Source organism: Arthrobacter sp. zg-Y1171 (assembly GCF_025244845.1).
Classification (GTDB): Bacteria; Actinomycetota; Actinomycetes; order Actinomycetales; family Micrococcaceae; genus Arthrobacter_B.
In genome coordinates this window covers 279391-294825 of the sequence record NZ_CP104264.1, presented here as the reverse complement: position 1 = coordinate 294825, position 15435 = coordinate 279391, and the positions used below count along the sequence as shown (strand labels likewise).

Here is a 15435-nt window from a genome sequence, read left to right as displayed (position 1 = left end):
CTTAGGTTTCCGATAGGTTACGGACAGATGCCGTTGGTTGTGTGGTCCACCCCGGCACTCGACAGGGGCGCTGGACAACACCTGCCGATGGGATCCAAAGCATGTCTTCCGTAGCTACATCGAGGCCCAGGCTGTCAGGAGTGGACGCTGCGCGCGGGCTGGCGCTTTTCGGGATGATGGCGATCCATGTCCTGCCTGCCGCGGACGAAGACGTCGAGCCGACGCTGACGTGGCTGCTGTTCGCCGGCAAGGCGGCCGCGCTCTTTGCCCTTCTGGCCGGGGTGACCTTGGCCTTCACCACCCGAAAAGCCCGGACGGAAGGGGGACACTTCCTGGCTGCGGCCCGGTGGAGCCTGGCGGCAAGGGCGGGACTGGTCACCGCCCTTGGCCTGGCCATCGCCTATGTGGACATGGACGCCTTCATCATCCTGGCGTACTACGGCGCCATGTTCCTGCTGGCAGTTCCGCTGCTGGGGGTATCCACCCGGACGCTGCTCATCGCCGCGGCGGGGTTCGCGCTGCTGGGGCCGGCCCTGATGCAGGGCCTGCGGGATTACCTCCCTGCGCCCGGGTACGACCCCACGTTCTCCACTGTGGTCACCGAACCCGGCGTCTTGGCGAGCCAGCTTTTGCTGACAGGAACCTACCCTGCCATTCCATGGCTGGCCTACATTGCCGCCGGGCTCGCTATCGGCAGGATGAGCCTGGACCGGACCAGAGTGCAGCTGGTGCTGCTGGGGTCAGGCGCGGCACTTGCCGCGGCTGCCTGGTTCGGCTCCCGGCTCTTGCTCGCCGGTCCCGGGTTTGACCGGTTGCTGGCATCGGAACCGTATCTAGGTTCCGACGATCTCCAGGGCATCCTGGTGTGGGGCACCGACGGGTACCTTCCCACCAGCTCCTGGTGGTGGCTGTCCATCGCCGCACCGCACAGCACCACACCATTCGACCTGCTGCACACCATGGGAGTTGCCACGGGCGTGCTCGGCGCCATGCTGCTGGTCGCACGCTTTGCGGGCAAGGCGTTGCTTCTCCTGTCCGCGCCCGGCCGGATGACGCTTACCCTGTACTGCACCCATCTGCTTTTCCTCGGCACCGGGGCACTGGCCGACCTCCCGGAATTCTCCCTCTGGCTTCAGATCATTGCATTCGTAATCTTCGCGGTGATCTGGCAGCGGGCGGGGAAACAGGGGCCGTTGGAGAAACTCGTCTCCCGTGGCGCCGCTTCCGCGCGGGACTCCGTCCTTCGGCGGCACCCGGACACCCGTTCCGCCAAGCGGGGCCGCTAAGCCAACCCGTCCGCCTTACCCGCGTCCACGGCGTAGGACAGCGCAAAGGAGGCGGGCAGCCCCAACTCCTCCGGCTCGACGTCGTACGCGCGCAGCCCGGTGAACCCGACGCCGTTTCCGCGCCCCCGTTCGCCGAAATCCGTTTCCACACTGCGGGGATCAACCCGCAGCCCCTGCCCGGACGCCTTCAGCAGGGCTTCCTTGCGTACCCAGATCTGCGCCCGCAGGCGGGGGCGGTTCGGAACCGGGACGGCGGCGATGGCCGCCTTTTCCGTATCGGTGGCCATGACGTCCTCGACCGCCGTATCCGCGAAAGCCCGTGCGGCTGCGTCTTCCAAATCCACTCCCACACGCGTCTCGGCGAGCGCCGCCGCGAGCCAGTTCCCGGAACGGCTGAAACTGACCTTGAACGGGATTGGCTCGCCCGCAATGAAATAGCGCGGCTCCCCGTGGCTTCCGTCATTGCCGTGCAGGCAGTCGGGACAGTGCGCCGCTGCGCTCACCGCATCCTCGGGTGCGTGCAGGTACGCTGCCACGAAGGACCGCGCGGCCAGCCGTCCGGCCAGGAAACGACGGCGGTCCTCCTCGTGATGGAACCCCTCCGCCCGTGCGCGCACGGCGGCGCCCAAGCTGTCCGCTGCCCGAAGGTCCACCGTGTCCAGCGGCCATACGGCCAGCCGCAGCAGTCCCGGTTCCTGCCGGGGTGGAAACGTGTGTGTTTCACTGTGCGGCAGGCCCACCGCGGTTACTGTCCGTCCGGCGTCGAAGTGCCTGGACAGCTCAGGGCACCCGGGCCCGCTGCCACGGCCTGTTCCGCCGGGAGAAGTTCCTGGAATCCGGAGCCGATCACCACGTCCACCGATGCGTCCGTCCGCTCGTCCATAACGTAGTCCGTGCCGGGAATGTGCTGCTGCAGCGTGTAGGCAGCGGCGGCCCCGGAGGGTCCGGAAAGCACCAGCGCGGTCATGCCGGAACGGTTCACGCTGCTGTTGCCTACCCGGTCCACCCGGAAGCCGCGCTCATTCAGGGCGTCTCCGACGGTTCCGCCCAGGCCCGGCGACGCCGTCGCGTTGTAGACATTGACCGTCACGGTGGCGGGGTCCAGATACGGAAAAGGCCCGGCCGGACATTCGTCCACCGGACCCGCAGAGGTACTGGGTGCTGCCACGGGCAGCCGTACCCACCCCGAAATCAATCCCTGCGCCAGGATCACCGCGGCCACCAGGAACAACGCCAGGATCCCGACCACTGAATTATGCAGCCGGCGGCGCCGTCTCGCGCGCCGGACCAGCTCCGGTTCGTCGGTCGGTGCAAATACCGCACCGAGGTCGCCGCCGGTGATGATCCGGTGCCCGTGCCATTCCCTTGGATCGTTCCTCGCCGGGTTGCCGCGGTGCCGCCCCTCAAGGGGCTCCTTAGTCATCGAGGACCAGCACGCGTGCGTGCAGTATGGTCCGCTGGTGCAATGCCGTCCTTACGGCCCGGTGCAATCCGTCTTCAAGGTACATGGTGCCCTTCCATTGGACGACGTGCGGGAACAGGTCTCCGAAAAAGGTGGAATCCTCGGCCAGCAGCGCGCCAAGGTCCAGTGTGGCCTTCGTGGTCACCAGTTCATCCAGGCGAACCTGCCGGGGAGGTACCGCTGCCCAGTCCTTCGGTGTTACGTATCCATGGTCAGGGTAGGGGCGTACGTCGCCAACAGCTTTGAAGATCACTAGTACAGAGTAGATAACATCCGCACCCAAAGAAACAGCGGTGCTCGGGCGCGCCGTCCCCAAAAGCCCCGATTAGGCCGCTGTTTACCCCCCAGACACGAAAATGCGGTCCGGACAGTAGACACGGGATACTGGGAAGGTGAACACCTCTGCTCCCCGAATCGGTCTCCTGCTCGACGTCGACGGCCCCGTGGCCAGCCCTGTCTCCCGGAGCGTCCGTCCCGCCATCATCCGGGACCTGGTTACCCTGGCATCCGCAGGCTGGCCGGTCATCTTCAATACGGGCCGGTCCGACGCCTTCATCCGCGAGCAGGTCATGCAGCCGATGATGGCCGCGGGGCTGCCGGAAGGGGTGCGGCTGCACGCCGTGTGTGAAAAGGGCGCCGTCTGGTTCTCCTTCGACGGGACCGGATCAGACCAGCCCCAGGTGGACCCGGAATTGAAGGTCCCCGGCGACTACGCCGAGGCCATCCGCGACCTGGTGGCCGCCAAGTACTCCGAGACCATGTTCTTCGACGAAACCAAGCTGGCCATGGTCTCCGTGGAGCAGCACGTACAGGTGGACAACTCGGATTACCTCACGGACCAGCGCCGCTTCGACGCCGACGCCCTGGAACAGATGTCCCTGGCCGGACTGGGCGGCCGACGATTGGAACATGCCATTCCGGACGCCCGCGGAGCCGTCGCTTTCCGGATTGATCCCACCATCATCTCCACCGACATTGAAGCCATGGGGGTGGGCAAGGACCTGGGTGCACGGCGCGCGCTGTCCCTGCTCGAAGCGGACGGCACGCCGGTTCCGCACGCCTGGCGGACAGTCGGGGATTCCCGCACCGATTACGCCATGGCTGACGAACTGCACGCGCTGGGGTACGACGTCGCGCACGTGGACGTGCGGCCGGCGGACGGTGTCCCGTCCACGCCCTATCCGGTGCTGACGGCCGGGTCCCTGATTCACGACGACGCCGGCGCGGCCTACTTTGAACGCTGGGTGGCAATGGCCGCCGGGGAAGCGGAGGACGACACCGTCGTCGCCTAGCACTCCCCCGGCGCCGAAGCCCTACTCCAGGCGCAGTACCGCTTCCACGGATTGCTGGATTTCCGGTGCCCCGGGGGCGACGGCGGACGCGAAGCGGCCCACAATCTCGCCGCTGTCGGTGATGAGGAACTTCTCGAAGTTCCAGCCGATGTCGTCGCCCAGCTCGCCGTCATGGAACCGGGTCAGGGCTGCGTAGAGCGGGTGCCGGTTCGGTCCGTTGACATCGGCCTTGGCGGTCAGCGGGAAGGTGACGCCGAAGTTCCGCGAGCAGAACTCGGCGATTTCTTCGTTGGTGCCCGGTTCCTGCCCGGCGAAGGAGTTGCTGGGCACGCCGAGGATGCTGAAGTTCCGGTGCTCATACGTTTCGTAGAGGGCCTGCAGTCCCTCGTACTGGGCGGTGAACCCGCAGCGCGAGGCAACGTTCACCACCAGCACGGCCTTACCGCGGAACAGTTCTCCGAAGGTGGTTTCGGTGCCGTCCAGCATGGTGAGGGGAATGTCGTACAAGTTGTCGTTCACGGCGTTGGTCTCCACGGAGCTCCCTTTCGATTGGCCTGCTTCCATTGCATCCCATTCCCGCCGCAATACCGAATTCCCGCCTCCGGGGCCTGCCGAACGAAACACCGGGACGTGATTCATAGCACTTCGTAATATGCGGTTCGAACTTGACATACCCGGTGATAGCTTGCCGCTATGAGTGTGATTCCCGAGTCAATTCCCGTCCTGGACCTGAGCACGGCACGCAATGCCGACGGCTCCTTCAATCCCGGCTTCATCGATCAGCTGCGCGATGCCACGCACCGGATCGGGTTCTTCCAGCTGGTCGGCTACGGTGCCGCCCAGGCCCGGGTCGAGGAACTGTTCGATGTCACGAAGCGGTTCTTCAACCTGCCGCTTGAGGACCGGTTGGCCCTGGACAACCGTAATTCCCCGCACTTCCGCGGCTACACCCGGCTCGGCACCGAAATCACCAAGGGCCGCCCCGACGCCCGCGAGCAGGTGGACTTCGGCCCGGAACGCGCACCCGTGACGGACTATCCTGCGGACCAGCCGTACTGGCTGGTCCAGGGCCCCAACCAGTTCCCGGACGAGGTGCTGCCCGAACTGCGCTCCACCGCCATGGACTGGGCCGCGGCGATGAGCTGGGTGGGTGCGGAGCTGCTCAGCGCCATCGCGGTGTCCCTGGAACTACCCGAGGACCACTTCACCGAACCCTTCGAGGACACTCCCGCCTGGATGGCCAAGCTCATCCACTACGTGGGCGGCGTCGTGAAGGAAGCCGGCACCCAGGGCGTCGGCGCGCATGCCGACTACGGCTTCATCACGCTGCTGCTGCAGGATTCGGTGGGCGGCCTGGAAGTAAAGCCGCACGAGTCCGACACCTGGCTTCCGGTGGAGCCCATCCCCGGCGCGCTGGTGGTGAACCTGGGCGAAATGCTCGAGGTGGCCACCCAGGGCTACCTCTCCGCCACCATCCACCGTGTCCTGGCGCCCGCTCCCGGCGTGGACCGGTACGCCATCCCGTTCTTCTGGTCGCCGCGGCTGGACACGGTGATCAACCCGGTGCAGCTTCCCGCCGAGCTGGCCGCGCAGTCCCGCGGCATTTCCGATGATCCGGACAACCCCATGCTGGCTTCCTACGGCGCGAACGTCCTGAAGGGCTGGCTGCGGGCGCACCCGCAGGTGGCCAAGCTGCACCATCCGGAGCTTGCGGGGTAGTAAAGGGCGGCTAAGCCCGACGGCAGCGGACGCGGGAACCATGTGGTTCCCGCGTCCGCTTTCAGTTCGGCAGGCGCGCTAGTCGACGGCGCCGGCCTTCACCTTGCCCGAAGGCTCCTCCTCCGGGCCCTCCACGACGTCCGGGTCCTGCACGTTGTCCGTGTACCACTCGGTGAGGGCGGGGTCGTCGCTCTCGAAGTCGGCGCCGGCGCCTTCGGCTTCCGGCACGTGCGCGGTGCCGAAGACGAAGTCGTCTCCGTGCTCGTCGATGCCGCGGCGCACGCCGCCGCTGATGGCCTCCAGCGCATACCGGCGCCGGATCATCAGCGGGTCATTGCGCAGGTCCTTGGCCCACGAGACCATCACGCCGACGAGGATGACGGTGAACGGCAGGGCGCAGGTCACCATGATGGCCTGGAGTCCCGAAAGGGCGTTCTGGCCTCCGGCCAGCAGCAGGAACAGGGCGATCAGCCCGAGTGCCGCCGACCAGATGATGGTCACCGATTTCGAGGGCACGGGCCGGCCCGACTGGGACATCGAGCCCATGACGTTGGCGGCCGAGTCCGCGGCGGTGACGAAGAAGACCACAATCGCGAGCATGCACACGATGGCCGTCACGGAACTGAACGGCAGGTTGGCCAGCAGATCGAACATAACGTTCTCTCCGGAGCCCTTCATGGTCAGCTCAAGCCCGTTCTGGTTCATCCAGATGGCGGTGCCGCCGAAGACCGTGTACCAGCAGACGGAGATGGTCATGGGAACGAAAACGACGACGGTGACGAACTGGCGCAGGGTGCGGCCCTTGGAGATCTTGGCGATGAACATTCCCACGAACGGCGACCAGGAGATCCACCAGGCCCAGTACAGGGTGGTCCAGCCGGTCAGGAAGGCCTCCTGCTCGGCGCCCTGGCCGGCGAAGACGGTCAGCATGTCCGGCATGTTGCCGACAAACGCGATGAGCGAGGCCGGCAGCAGATCGAGCAGGAAGAACGTCGGCCCGGCCAGCAGGACAAAGAGCGTCAACAGAATGACCAGGGTCATGTTGAGGTTGGAGAGCAGCCGGATGCCCTTCTTGATGCCGGCGACCGCGGAGATGGTGAAGACAACCGTCAGCAGGCTGATGGCGACGACGACGAAGCCGTTGCCCAGCTCCTGGCCCGTGATGATCGAGACTCCGGTGCGGATCTGGAGCGCGCCGATGCCCAGCGAGGTCGCGGTGCCGAACAGTGTCACCAGCACGGCGGAAACGTCGATGATCTTTCCCAGCACCCGGTTGTTGCCGTCGGGGAAGACCGGTTCGAACAGCGACGAAATCAGCGGCAGCCGGCCGCGCCGGAACGAGGCGTAGGCCAGGGCGCCGCCCACCAGGGCGTAGATGACCCAGGCGAGACTGGCCTGGTGCAGGAAGGTGGTCGACATGGCCGGCAGGATGGCGGCGGAGGTGCCGGCCTCGGCATCAGTCGAGGGCGGTGGGGAGAGGAAATGGCTGAGCGGTTCCATCGGCCCGTAGAAGATCAGCGCGATGCCCAGACCAGCGGCGAACAGCATGGAGATCCAGGACGTCGTGGAGTACTCCGGCGTGCTGTCGTCGGCCCCCAGCCGGATCTTGCCGGTCGGCCCGAAGCCGACCACCAGCATGAAGATCGCGGCGGCAACCATGGTGGCGTTAAACAGCCAGCCGAAATGCACAACCACCCAGCCCTGTATGCCGGTGCCCACGGAACTGAGGTTGCTGGGCGCAAAAATCGCCCACGCCAGAACGGCGAGAGAGATGGCCATGGCAAGGATGAACACGCTGCGCCGGGTCGGATAGCTGACCCCGGTGTCCTCAACGCTGATGCCCGGAACCAGCCCGGGATGGAGGCTAAGCGCCGGGGCGGAAGCAGCAGTACGCAGCGCTTTTTTCACACGTTCAACTGGGCGGCCGGCGGGTTTGCGCATCGGCGACCCGGTCACGTTTGAACCGTCGGTGGTGCCTGCGACGGGCGCTGGGGGTGAAGATTCGGAATTCATAACGCTAAACTTTAGGGTATAAAACGCCAATTACAGTAAATCTTGGATCCCACCAGCGCCCTCCCGATCGGTCGCAGAACCGCCCGCATAGCACTAATACCGCGGTAGGACCAATCGAGCGAAAGCGCTCGATCCATGCTCCACGGAGAGCCCTGCGCCCCGGAAGTATTGCATTTTACTCACCGATGCAATCGATAGAAATAGCAAAAGTCCCGATAATTATATCTCTTTATAGTTTCTTCCGATAATTCGCGGAAAACAATTCCAACCGGCCGAATATCGCCATCACTCACCTACCGTTGACTCGCTCCCGCCCCGTCCCTAGGCTGTCGGGCAAGCCGGAGCGGCACCGCCATTTCCATTCCAGGACGCTCCCTCGGTGATCGAAAGGCTTTCGACATGCCGCTCTACGCCTATCGCTGCGTTGCCGGCGGTTCAGCCGGGTTAATCTGCGCCGATTTCGAGGTCCAGCTCGCCATGGGCTCCGCCCCTGCTTCCCTCCCCTGCCCCGCCTGCGGGGCTCCCGCCCGGCGTCGCTTTACTGTGCCCAACCTCTCTCGCGCTTCCTCCACCGCGTACCGCCTGATCGAGTCCACGCAGCGCTCGGCGTCGGAGCCCGCCGTCGTCCGCTCCCCCGGCCCCGGCACCCGCCCGGCCGGCAATATCACCACCAATCCGCTCCACCGAAAGCTGCCCCGCCCCGACTAAAACTCCGCGCAAGAGACCGCCCCGTTGAAGGAGAAGCCATGCCCAAGACCGTCTTTCCCCTTGATTCGTCCCGGAAGTTCGAGGACCAGGAAAAGCTGGGGCACAACCGGTGGCATCCCGAAATACCGCCCGTCGCGGTACTCAAGCCAGGTGAGGCCTTCCGGGTGGACTGCCGCGAGTGGTTCGACGGCGCCATCGTCAATGACGATTCCGCCGAGGACATCCTCAACGCCCCGCTGCTGACCGTGCATAAACTCAGCGGCCCGTTCGCGGTGGAAGGCGCCCGTCCCGGCGACCTGCTCGTGGTGGACATCCTCGACGTCGGCCCCATTCCGCAGGAAGATACCGGCCCGCTGGCGGGACAGGGCTGGGGTTACACCGGGATTTTCGCCCGCGAGAACGGCGGCGGGTTCCTCACCGAGCAGTTCCCCGACGCCTACAAGGCCGTCTGGGATTTCACGGGCCAGACCGCCACCTCGCGGCACGTTCCCGGCGTCTCCTTTACCGGCCTGATCCATCCCGGACTGATGGGGACCGCGCCGTCGTCGGACCTGCTCGCCACGTGGAACCGGCGGGAAGGCGACCTGATTGCCACCGACCCGCACCGGGTGCCGCCGCTCGCGCTGCCGCCGGAGGCCGAACACGCCGTTCTCGGGGGCCTGCCCCGGGACCAGTGGGAGCGGGTGGGCGCGGAAGCTGCCCGCACGGCGCCGCCGCGGGAGAACGGTGGAAACCAGGACATCAAGAACCTGTCCAAGGGGAGCCGGATTTTCTATCCCGTGTTTGTGGACGGCGCGAACCTCTCGGTGGGTGACCTTCACTTCTCCCAGGGCGACGGCGAAATCACCTTCTGCGGCGCGATTGAAATGGGCGGGTTCATCGATCTGAAGGTGGACCTTATCAAGGGCGGCATGGAGACCTACGGCGTCTCCGAAAACGCGGTCTTTATGCCGGGCAACGTGGATCCTCAGTTCAGCGAGTGGATCGCGTTCTCGGGCACCTCGGTGACGCTCGACGGCGAGCAGCGCTACCTCGACTCGCACCTGTCCTACCAGCGGGCCTGCCTGCACGCGATCGACTACCTGACGAAGTTCGGTTACAGCCCGGAACAGGCCTACCTGCTGCTGGGCGCCGCACCGATCGAGGGCCGGCTGTCCGGAGTGGTGGACATCCCCAATTCGTGTTCCACCGTGTACATTCCGACGTCCATTTTCGACTTCGATGTCCGCCCGTCGGCGGCCGGACCGTTCCGGATTGATCCGGGGATCGGAGCGCCGCGGGCAAGCCGCACTTGAGCCGCGGGGCCGTGCGTTTACGGTGTACACAACCGGGCTAAAATACCCCTGTGAATACCAAAAACTTCCCGCACCTCATGGCCCCGGGGCGCATGGGCCCCATGGAAACGCACAACCGCATCGTCCTGCCGGCGATGGACATGAACGTCTCCGAGCACGGCGAGATTGAACAGCCTGAAATCGACCACTACGTGGCCCGTGCCGCGGGAGGCGCCGGACTGATCATCACCGGTGCCTGCGCCATCGCGTTCCCGCACGGCGCGGCGTCCATGAAGGAGCCGGGACTGTCGGATGACAAGTACATTCCCGGTCTCAAGGCGCTGGCCGATGCCGTCCACGCCGCCGGCAGCAAGCTCTGCATCCAGTCCACGCACCACGGCAAGGTTGCCCGCGTGGACGTCGCCAATGACCGTCCGGTGCTCGCACCCAACCAACCGGACTACTCCTATGACATGTCCGCCCTGGCGGACAGCACCCGCGAAGAGCTCGGCAAGATGGGCGCCGCCACCGCCGGCAAGAAGACCGCCTACCGCGAGATGACCGCCGAAGACATTTCCTGGCTGGTCTCCACCTGGGCCGACGCCGCCGAACGCGTCGCCAAAGCCGACGCCGACGCCATCGAGATCCACGTGGCGCACGGCTACATCCTCGGCGTCTTCCTTAACCAGCGGGACAACCTGCGCACGGATGAATACGCCGGCTCCCTGGAAAACCGGGCCCGGCTGGCCTGCGAGGTCATCGGTGCGGTCAAGGAACGGGTGGGCGATCGCCTGGCCGTCCTGGTCCGTGTGGCCGGTGAAGAATACGGGCAGGAGGGTGGCCTGACCCTCGACGAGGCGATCGAGGCCTCCAAGCTGTTCGAAAAGGCCGGCGCTGACGCCATCCACGTCACCGGCTGGGGGCGTAACCCGTTCGACAACTTCACCGACGGCCCGCTGCCCAACAAGGTGGGTGCCTACCTGAAGAACGCCGCGGAGATCAAGAACCACGTCAGTGTTCCGGTGATCGCCGTCGGCCGGATGCTGCCGGAGGTGTCCGAGAAGGCGCTGGCCGCCGGACAGATCGACTTCGCCGCCATGGGACGCCAGCTGCTGGCCGACCCGGAACTGCCGAACAAGCTGCGCGACGGCAAGTTCGACCAGGTCCGCCCCTGCATCAACTGCTACCTCTGCGTCGCGGAGAACTTCTTCGACGACACCCCGTTCTGCGCGGTCAACCCCGCACTGGGCAACGAGGCGCTGCTGCCGCTGAAGCCTGCGTCCGCGACCAAGCACGTAGTGGTTGTCGGCGCCGGCCCCGCGGGCCTGGAAAGCGCCCGCGTCCTGACCGAGCGCGGCCACCGGGTCACCGTGGTGGACAAGTCGGACCGCCTCGGCGGGACCATGTGGTTCTCCACCATGACCACCCCGGACAACGAACGGCTGCTGAAGTGGTTCAAGTCCGAGATTCGGCGCCTGAACATTGCGGTGAAGCTGAACACCAAGGCCACGGTGGAATCCATCCGGGCCCTGCACCCCGACCACGTGATCGTGGCCACCGGCGCCGTCCGGCCCAAGCCGGACTTCCCCGGCGGCGACCTGCCGATCGTGCAGACCGGCGACACGCTGCGGGCCATGATGCTCGGCACCGCCACCGCTGAGGAAGCCGGCGCCGTGTTGAGCACCCTGGGCAAGCTCGGCCGCCTCTCCGGTGTGACCAAGAGCCCGGAGTTTGTCCGCCAGTTCACCAAGGTCTGGCTGCCGATGGGCAAGGACGTCGTGGTGATCGGCGGTTCCCTCGTGGGCCTGGAGCTGTCCGAGTTCCTTGCCGAGCGCGGCCGCCGCGTCACGCTGCTGCATGAAAAGCAGCAGCTCGGCCTGCCGCTGGCCATGCCGCGCCGCTGGACCGCCGTGAAGGAATCCGAAAAGCACGGCGTGAAGATCCACCGCAACGCCTCGATCACCCGCATCACCGAGAAGAGTGTCGAGTGGACCGTGGGCGGGGAAAGCTTCTCCGCCCCTGCGGACATGGTGGTCTACGCGGACGGCACGACGTCGGCCTCACCGCTGGCGGATGAGCTGCGGGCCGCGGACATCAGCTGCGACGTCGTCGGCGACGCCGGGGAGGTCAACTACATCCACGGCGCCATCCACTCATCCTGGAAGGTGAGCACCGAACTCTAGGCCGGCATTGCCTTCTCCTTCGGAGGCGCGAGAAGCCGGCAGGCCGCTGTGATGGCGGCCTGCCGGCGTCGTTCGCGGGCGGCGTCGGAATCCTCGGCCCTGCCGGTGTAGAGCAGTTCCGGGGACTGCGCCCATGCGGTGGCCAGCGAAAAAAGCAGGGTCATCAGGTCATCCGGATTCCAGGCAGGATCTATGATCCCCTGCGCCTGGGCGGCGGAAATATCGGCGGATGTCGGCCCCGGGCGGCTGCTGGGGGCCAGCACTTCCGGCGCCCCCTCGAGCCGGGCCCAGTCCAGCATGCGCAGATGCTCGGGGTGCTCCACCGAGTGGTCGTAAAGGGCGCCGACGAACCCGGGAAGATCCAGCGCATCCCGCGGAACCTGGTCCGTGGTCTCCTGCAGGTTCGTCGCCAGCACTGCGGCGAACAACGCATTCTTCCCGCCGAAATACGCATAAAGGCGTTCCTTGCTGGCGCGTGCCTCTTCCGCAATACGGTCAACACGGGCACCGGCCAGCCCATACTGTGCAAACTCTTTTCGTGCTGCAGCCAGGATCCTGGCCCGCGTGGCTTCGCCGTCGGTTCTCATACCTGTAGTCTAGCTAAGCCAACCAACCAGTTCGTTTGATTAGGATTTCCCCTTCATGGACCGCACCACCCCTTCCGGCCTGCCCCGGGCCGCCGCCGTCGACCACTCGGCACATCCGCACCGCTGGCTGCTGCTGGCCGTCCTGGCGCTGGCCCAGCTGATGGTGGTCCTGGACGGCACCATCGTGAACATCGCACTGCCGGACGCGCAGCGCGAACTGGGCATGTCCGACGGCGACCGCACCTGGGTGGTCACGATCTACGCACTGGCCTTCGGCTCGCTGCTGCTGCTCGGCGGACGCATCGCCGATTACTGGGGCCGCAAGCGCACGTTCATGGTGGGAATGGCCGGCTTTGCCGTGGCCTCCGCCATCGGCGGTTTTGCGGAAAGCACCGAAATGCTCCTGGCTGCCCGCGGCCTGCAGGGCGCCTTCGCCGCACTGCTGGCACCGGCGTCGCTCGCCATCCTGACCATCACCTTCCCCTCGGGCAAGGACCGCATCAAGGCCTTCGCCGTGTACGGTGCCATCGGCGGCGGCGGCGCGGCCATCGGCCTGCTGCTTGGCGGCGTCCTGACGCAGTACGCCAGCTGGAACTGGTGCCTGCTGGTCAACGTGCCGATTGCGATTGTCGCCATGGCCGCCGCCCTGCCGCTGATCCGGGAGAGCAAGGCCCACGGCAACACCCGCTACGACCTGCCGGGCGCCGTTCTCGTGGTGGCCGGACTGGCTTCGCTCGTGTACGGATTCTCCCAGGCCGAAAACGGCTGGGCACGTGTTGAAACCATTGCCTTCCTTGCCGCCGGCGTGCTGATCCTGGCGCTGTTCGTGTTCGTGGAAAGCCGCGTTTCCAACCCGCTGCTGCCCCTGCGCGTGCTGACCAACAAGGTCCGCGGCGGCGCGTTCCTGACCTCCACGCTGACCGGCGCTGCCCTGCTGGGCGGCATCCTGTTCCTGATCTTCTACTTCCAGATTGTCCTGGGCTACTCGCCGCTGAAGTCCGGCCTTGCGTCGCTGCCCATGACCATCGCCATCACCGTCGGCGCCGGCGTCCTGTCCAAGTTCCTGCCGCGCACCGGCGTCCGCCTGCCCATGACCGTGGGGCCGATCGTCGGCGCTGCCGGCCTGATCTGGCTCTCCTTCATCACGGTCGAGGGGAACTACGCCCTGGAGGTCCTCCCCGGACTGGCGCTGCTGGGCTTCGGCCTCGCGATGATCTTCGTGCCGCTGCAGAACGTGGCCCTGGCCGGCATTGACGAGCACGACGCCGGCGTGGCCAGCGCCGCTGTATCGGCCACCCAGCAGATCGGCGGGTCCATCGGCACCGCACTGTTCACGGCCGTCTACACGGCCGGCATCACTTCCTACCTGAGCAGCAACGGCGGCCAGCCTGCCGCAGAACTCGAAGCGCTGGTGAACGGTTACTCCACCGCGTTCGTCTGGGCCGGCGTCGCACTCTTCCTTGCCGCCCCGATCGGCTACTTCATGATCCGCCCGTCCAAGGAGGACCTGCTGAAGGTTCCCGAGGTAGCCCCCGTCGGCTAAGGCGGTCCCACCTCTGATGACCGGAACCGGTCCCGCGAAAGCGGGACCGGTTCTTTTTTATACGCCCGGAGCACGTGCCGGGCAGGAAACCTCCGGAATTATTCGGCACCCCACCCAGTTAGCTTCCCCATGACTACTATCGCGATCATTGGTGCAGGACGCGGCCTGGGTGCCGCCGTGGCACGACGTTTCGGCGCAGAGGGATTCTCCGTTGCGCTGATCTCCCGAAGCCAGGCCAAGGTGGACGCCCTTGCCGAAGACCTCGGCAAGGCCGGAATTCCGGCCCGGGGCTTCGCCGCCGACGTCCGCAATCCGGAATCGATCGCCGCTGCCCTCGAGGCTGCGGCCGAAACCCTCGGCCCGGTCGAGGTGCTGCAGTACAGCCCCCTTCCGCAGAAAGACTTCATGCGGCCCGTCCTTGAGACGACCGTAGCGGACCTCCGGGGTCCTGTTGAGTTCTCCATCTACGGGCCGGTGGCCGCAGTCCACCAGGTGCTGCCCGGAATGCGGTTCCTTGGTGAAAACCGAGGCACCATCCTCTTCGTCAACGGCGGATCAGCAGTGAAGCCCGGACGCGGTGTCACCGGAACCTCGGTGGCGTTCGCCGGCCAGGCCGCTTACGCGCAGCTCCTCAACGAGGTCCTCGGCGAGGAGGGCATCCACGTATCGCAGCTCATCATCGGCGGCCGCATCATCGAGGGTGATCCGGAAAAGGATCCCGACGTTCTCGCCGGTGTCCTTTGGGACCTCCACACCCGTCGGGACACCTTCCGCCGCCAGATCAGCGCGGACTGATCAGCGTGAGTGATCAATCGAGTGAGCCGCCCCGCCGGCGAACTTGATCACGGCACTTCAGAAAGAGGCCCGGGCAACCGGGCCTCTTTCTCTGTCCGGAGCAGCGTTTTCGGTGTATTCAGTGTTGCCTGTACCGCGCAGGTGCGACAGTCTCGCGGAAACTCGAACCCTCACATCGCAGAACGGACCGGCTGCCATGAAATACGCGATCCTCGTTTATTCGAACCCTCAGCCATGGGGCCACCCAACGGGGAACTATTTGCCTGCGTTCCAATCCTTACCGAAGTCCGAGCGGCAGCGGATGGACACCGAATTCGATTCGTTCCTCACCGAGCTGCAGGAGGCCGGCGAGCTTCTCGGCGGTGAGGCGCTGGGGGGATCCGGCTGGCGCGCAACTGGTCCGCTGGGAAGAGGGGCCGGTCATCAGCAGCGGACCGTATGCTGCACCCGGGGAACATCTCGCCGGGATGTTCTTCATCCAGGCCGGCACCCCGCAGCGTGCGGAGGAGATTCTGGCCCGGTTCGCCTCCCCCGGCGAAACCGTCGAACTGCGCCCGATCGCGAATATGTGAT

General features: G+C 66.0%; 15 protein-coding genes. 9 read left to right on the top strand and 6 right to left on the bottom strand.

The genetic code is table 11. From position 1 onward, the window contains the following. Window positions 1-140: 140 nt before the first annotated feature. Window positions 141-1286: a heparan-alpha-glucosaminide N-acetyltransferase domain-containing protein gene (locus N2L00_RS01485; RefSeq protein WP_255863646.1), complete on the top strand. Its 1146-nt coding sequence runs from the start codon at window positions 141-143 to the stop codon at window positions 1284-1286. Here N2L00_RS01485 and N2L00_RS01480 read toward each other — a convergent pair. Genes N2L00_RS01480 through N2L00_RS01470 form a run of 3 tightly spaced genes read right to left on the bottom strand, consistent with a single transcriptional unit; the run spans window position 1283 to window position 3001 of the window. After that, window positions 1283-2026 (bottom strand): 4'-phosphopantetheinyl transferase superfamily protein, encoded by a 744-nt coding sequence (locus tag N2L00_RS01480; protein ID WP_255863645.1) that lies wholly within the window; start codon window positions 2024-2026, stop codon window positions 1283-1285. The genes N2L00_RS01485 and N2L00_RS01480 overlap by 4 nt on opposite strands. A gap of 5 nt (window positions 2027-2031) precedes the next feature. Then, the gene (locus tag N2L00_RS01475; RefSeq protein WP_255767359.1) at window positions 2032-2709 is read right to left on the bottom strand and encodes a LytR C-terminal domain-containing protein; all 678 of its coding nucleotides are present in this window, start codon (window positions 2707-2709) and stop codon (window positions 2032-2034) included. Continuing rightward, a complete protein-coding gene (locus N2L00_RS01470) occupies window positions 2702-3001 on the bottom strand; it encodes a type II toxin-antitoxin system VapB family antitoxin (RefSeq protein ID WP_227904874.1) in 300 nt (99 codons plus the stop codon). Before N2L00_RS01470 ends, N2L00_RS01475 begins: the two co-directional genes overlap by 8 nt. Before the next feature lie 139 nt (window positions 3002-3140). Here N2L00_RS01470 and N2L00_RS01465 point away from each other — a divergent pair, with 139 nt between their 5' ends. After that, window positions 3141-4040: a hypothetical protein gene (locus N2L00_RS01465; RefSeq protein WP_255863644.1), complete on the top strand. Its 900-nt coding sequence runs from the start codon at window positions 3141-3143 to the stop codon at window positions 4038-4040. A 21-nt stretch (window positions 4041-4061) separates the two neighbouring features. On the opposite strand, the gene N2L00_RS01460 is transcribed toward N2L00_RS01465, so the two are convergent. Further along, window positions 4062-4574 carry a glutathione peroxidase gene (locus N2L00_RS01460; protein ID WP_308219754.1) on the bottom strand — a complete coding sequence of 171 codons (513 nt, stop codon included), beginning with the start codon at window positions 4572-4574 and terminating at the stop codon, window positions 4062-4064. A gap of 159 nt (window positions 4575-4733) precedes the next feature. Between N2L00_RS01460 and N2L00_RS01455 the strand changes: the two genes are divergently transcribed. Next, the gene (locus N2L00_RS01455) at window positions 4734-5759 is read left to right on the top strand and encodes an isopenicillin N synthase family oxygenase (RefSeq protein ID WP_255863643.1); all 1026 of its coding nucleotides are present in this window, start codon (window positions 4734-4736) and stop codon (window positions 5757-5759) included. A gap of 78 nt (window positions 5760-5837) precedes the next feature. Here N2L00_RS01455 and N2L00_RS01450 read toward each other — a convergent pair whose 3' ends face one another. Beyond that, entirely contained in the window at window positions 5838-7772 is a 1935-nt protein-coding gene (locus tag N2L00_RS01450) for a BCCT family transporter (RefSeq protein WP_255863642.1), read from the bottom strand. A 399-nt stretch (window positions 7773-8171) separates the two neighbouring features. Here N2L00_RS01450 and N2L00_RS01445 point away from each other — a divergent pair, with 399 nt between their 5' ends. The 3 genes from N2L00_RS01445 to N2L00_RS01435 are packed head-to-tail and all read left to right on the top strand — an operon-like array spanning window position 8172 to window position 11937. Further along, window positions 8172-8480, top strand: a complete 309-nt coding sequence (locus N2L00_RS01445; RefSeq protein WP_255767355.1) for a zinc ribbon domain-containing protein — start codon at window positions 8172-8174, stop codon at window positions 8478-8480. Window positions 8481-8518: 38 nt separating this feature from the next. After that, window positions 8519-9775: a formamidase gene (gene fmdA, locus N2L00_RS01440; protein WP_255863641.1), complete on the top strand. Its 1257-nt coding sequence runs from the start codon at window positions 8519-8521 to the stop codon at window positions 9773-9775. A gap of 50 nt (window positions 9776-9825) precedes the next feature. After that, the gene (locus tag N2L00_RS01435) at window positions 9826-11937 is read left to right on the top strand and encodes an NAD(P)/FAD-dependent oxidoreductase (protein WP_255863640.1); all 2112 of its coding nucleotides are present in this window, start codon (window positions 9826-9828) and stop codon (window positions 11935-11937) included. Here the strand turns inward: N2L00_RS01435 and N2L00_RS01430 are convergent. After that, window positions 11934-12524 (bottom strand): TetR/AcrR family transcriptional regulator, encoded by a 591-nt coding sequence (locus N2L00_RS01430; RefSeq protein ID WP_255767352.1) that lies wholly within the window; start codon window positions 12522-12524, stop codon window positions 11934-11936. The two genes, N2L00_RS01435 and N2L00_RS01430, sit on opposite strands and share 4 nt — an antisense overlap. Window positions 12525-12579: 55 nt before the next feature. On the opposite strand from N2L00_RS01430, the gene N2L00_RS01425 reads away from it, so the two are divergent. The 3 genes from N2L00_RS01425 (at window position 12580) to N2L00_RS01415 (ending at window position 15434) form a co-directional block, all read left to right on the top strand. Then, window positions 12580-14067 (top strand): MFS transporter, encoded by a 1488-nt coding sequence (locus N2L00_RS01425; RefSeq protein WP_255863639.1) that lies wholly within the window; start codon window positions 12580-12582, stop codon window positions 14065-14067. 129 nt (window positions 14068-14196) lie between these two features. Then, window positions 14197-14862, top strand: coding sequence for an SDR family NAD(P)-dependent oxidoreductase (locus tag N2L00_RS01420; protein WP_255863638.1), 666 nt, complete (start codon window positions 14197-14199; stop codon window positions 14860-14862). Between the two features lie 362 nt (window positions 14863-15224). Then, on the top strand, window positions 15225-15434 hold the full coding sequence (locus N2L00_RS01415; RefSeq protein ID WP_255863637.1) for a hypothetical protein: 210 nt from the start codon (window positions 15225-15227) through the stop codon (window positions 15432-15434). The last annotated feature ends 1 nt before the right edge of the window (window position 15435 follow it).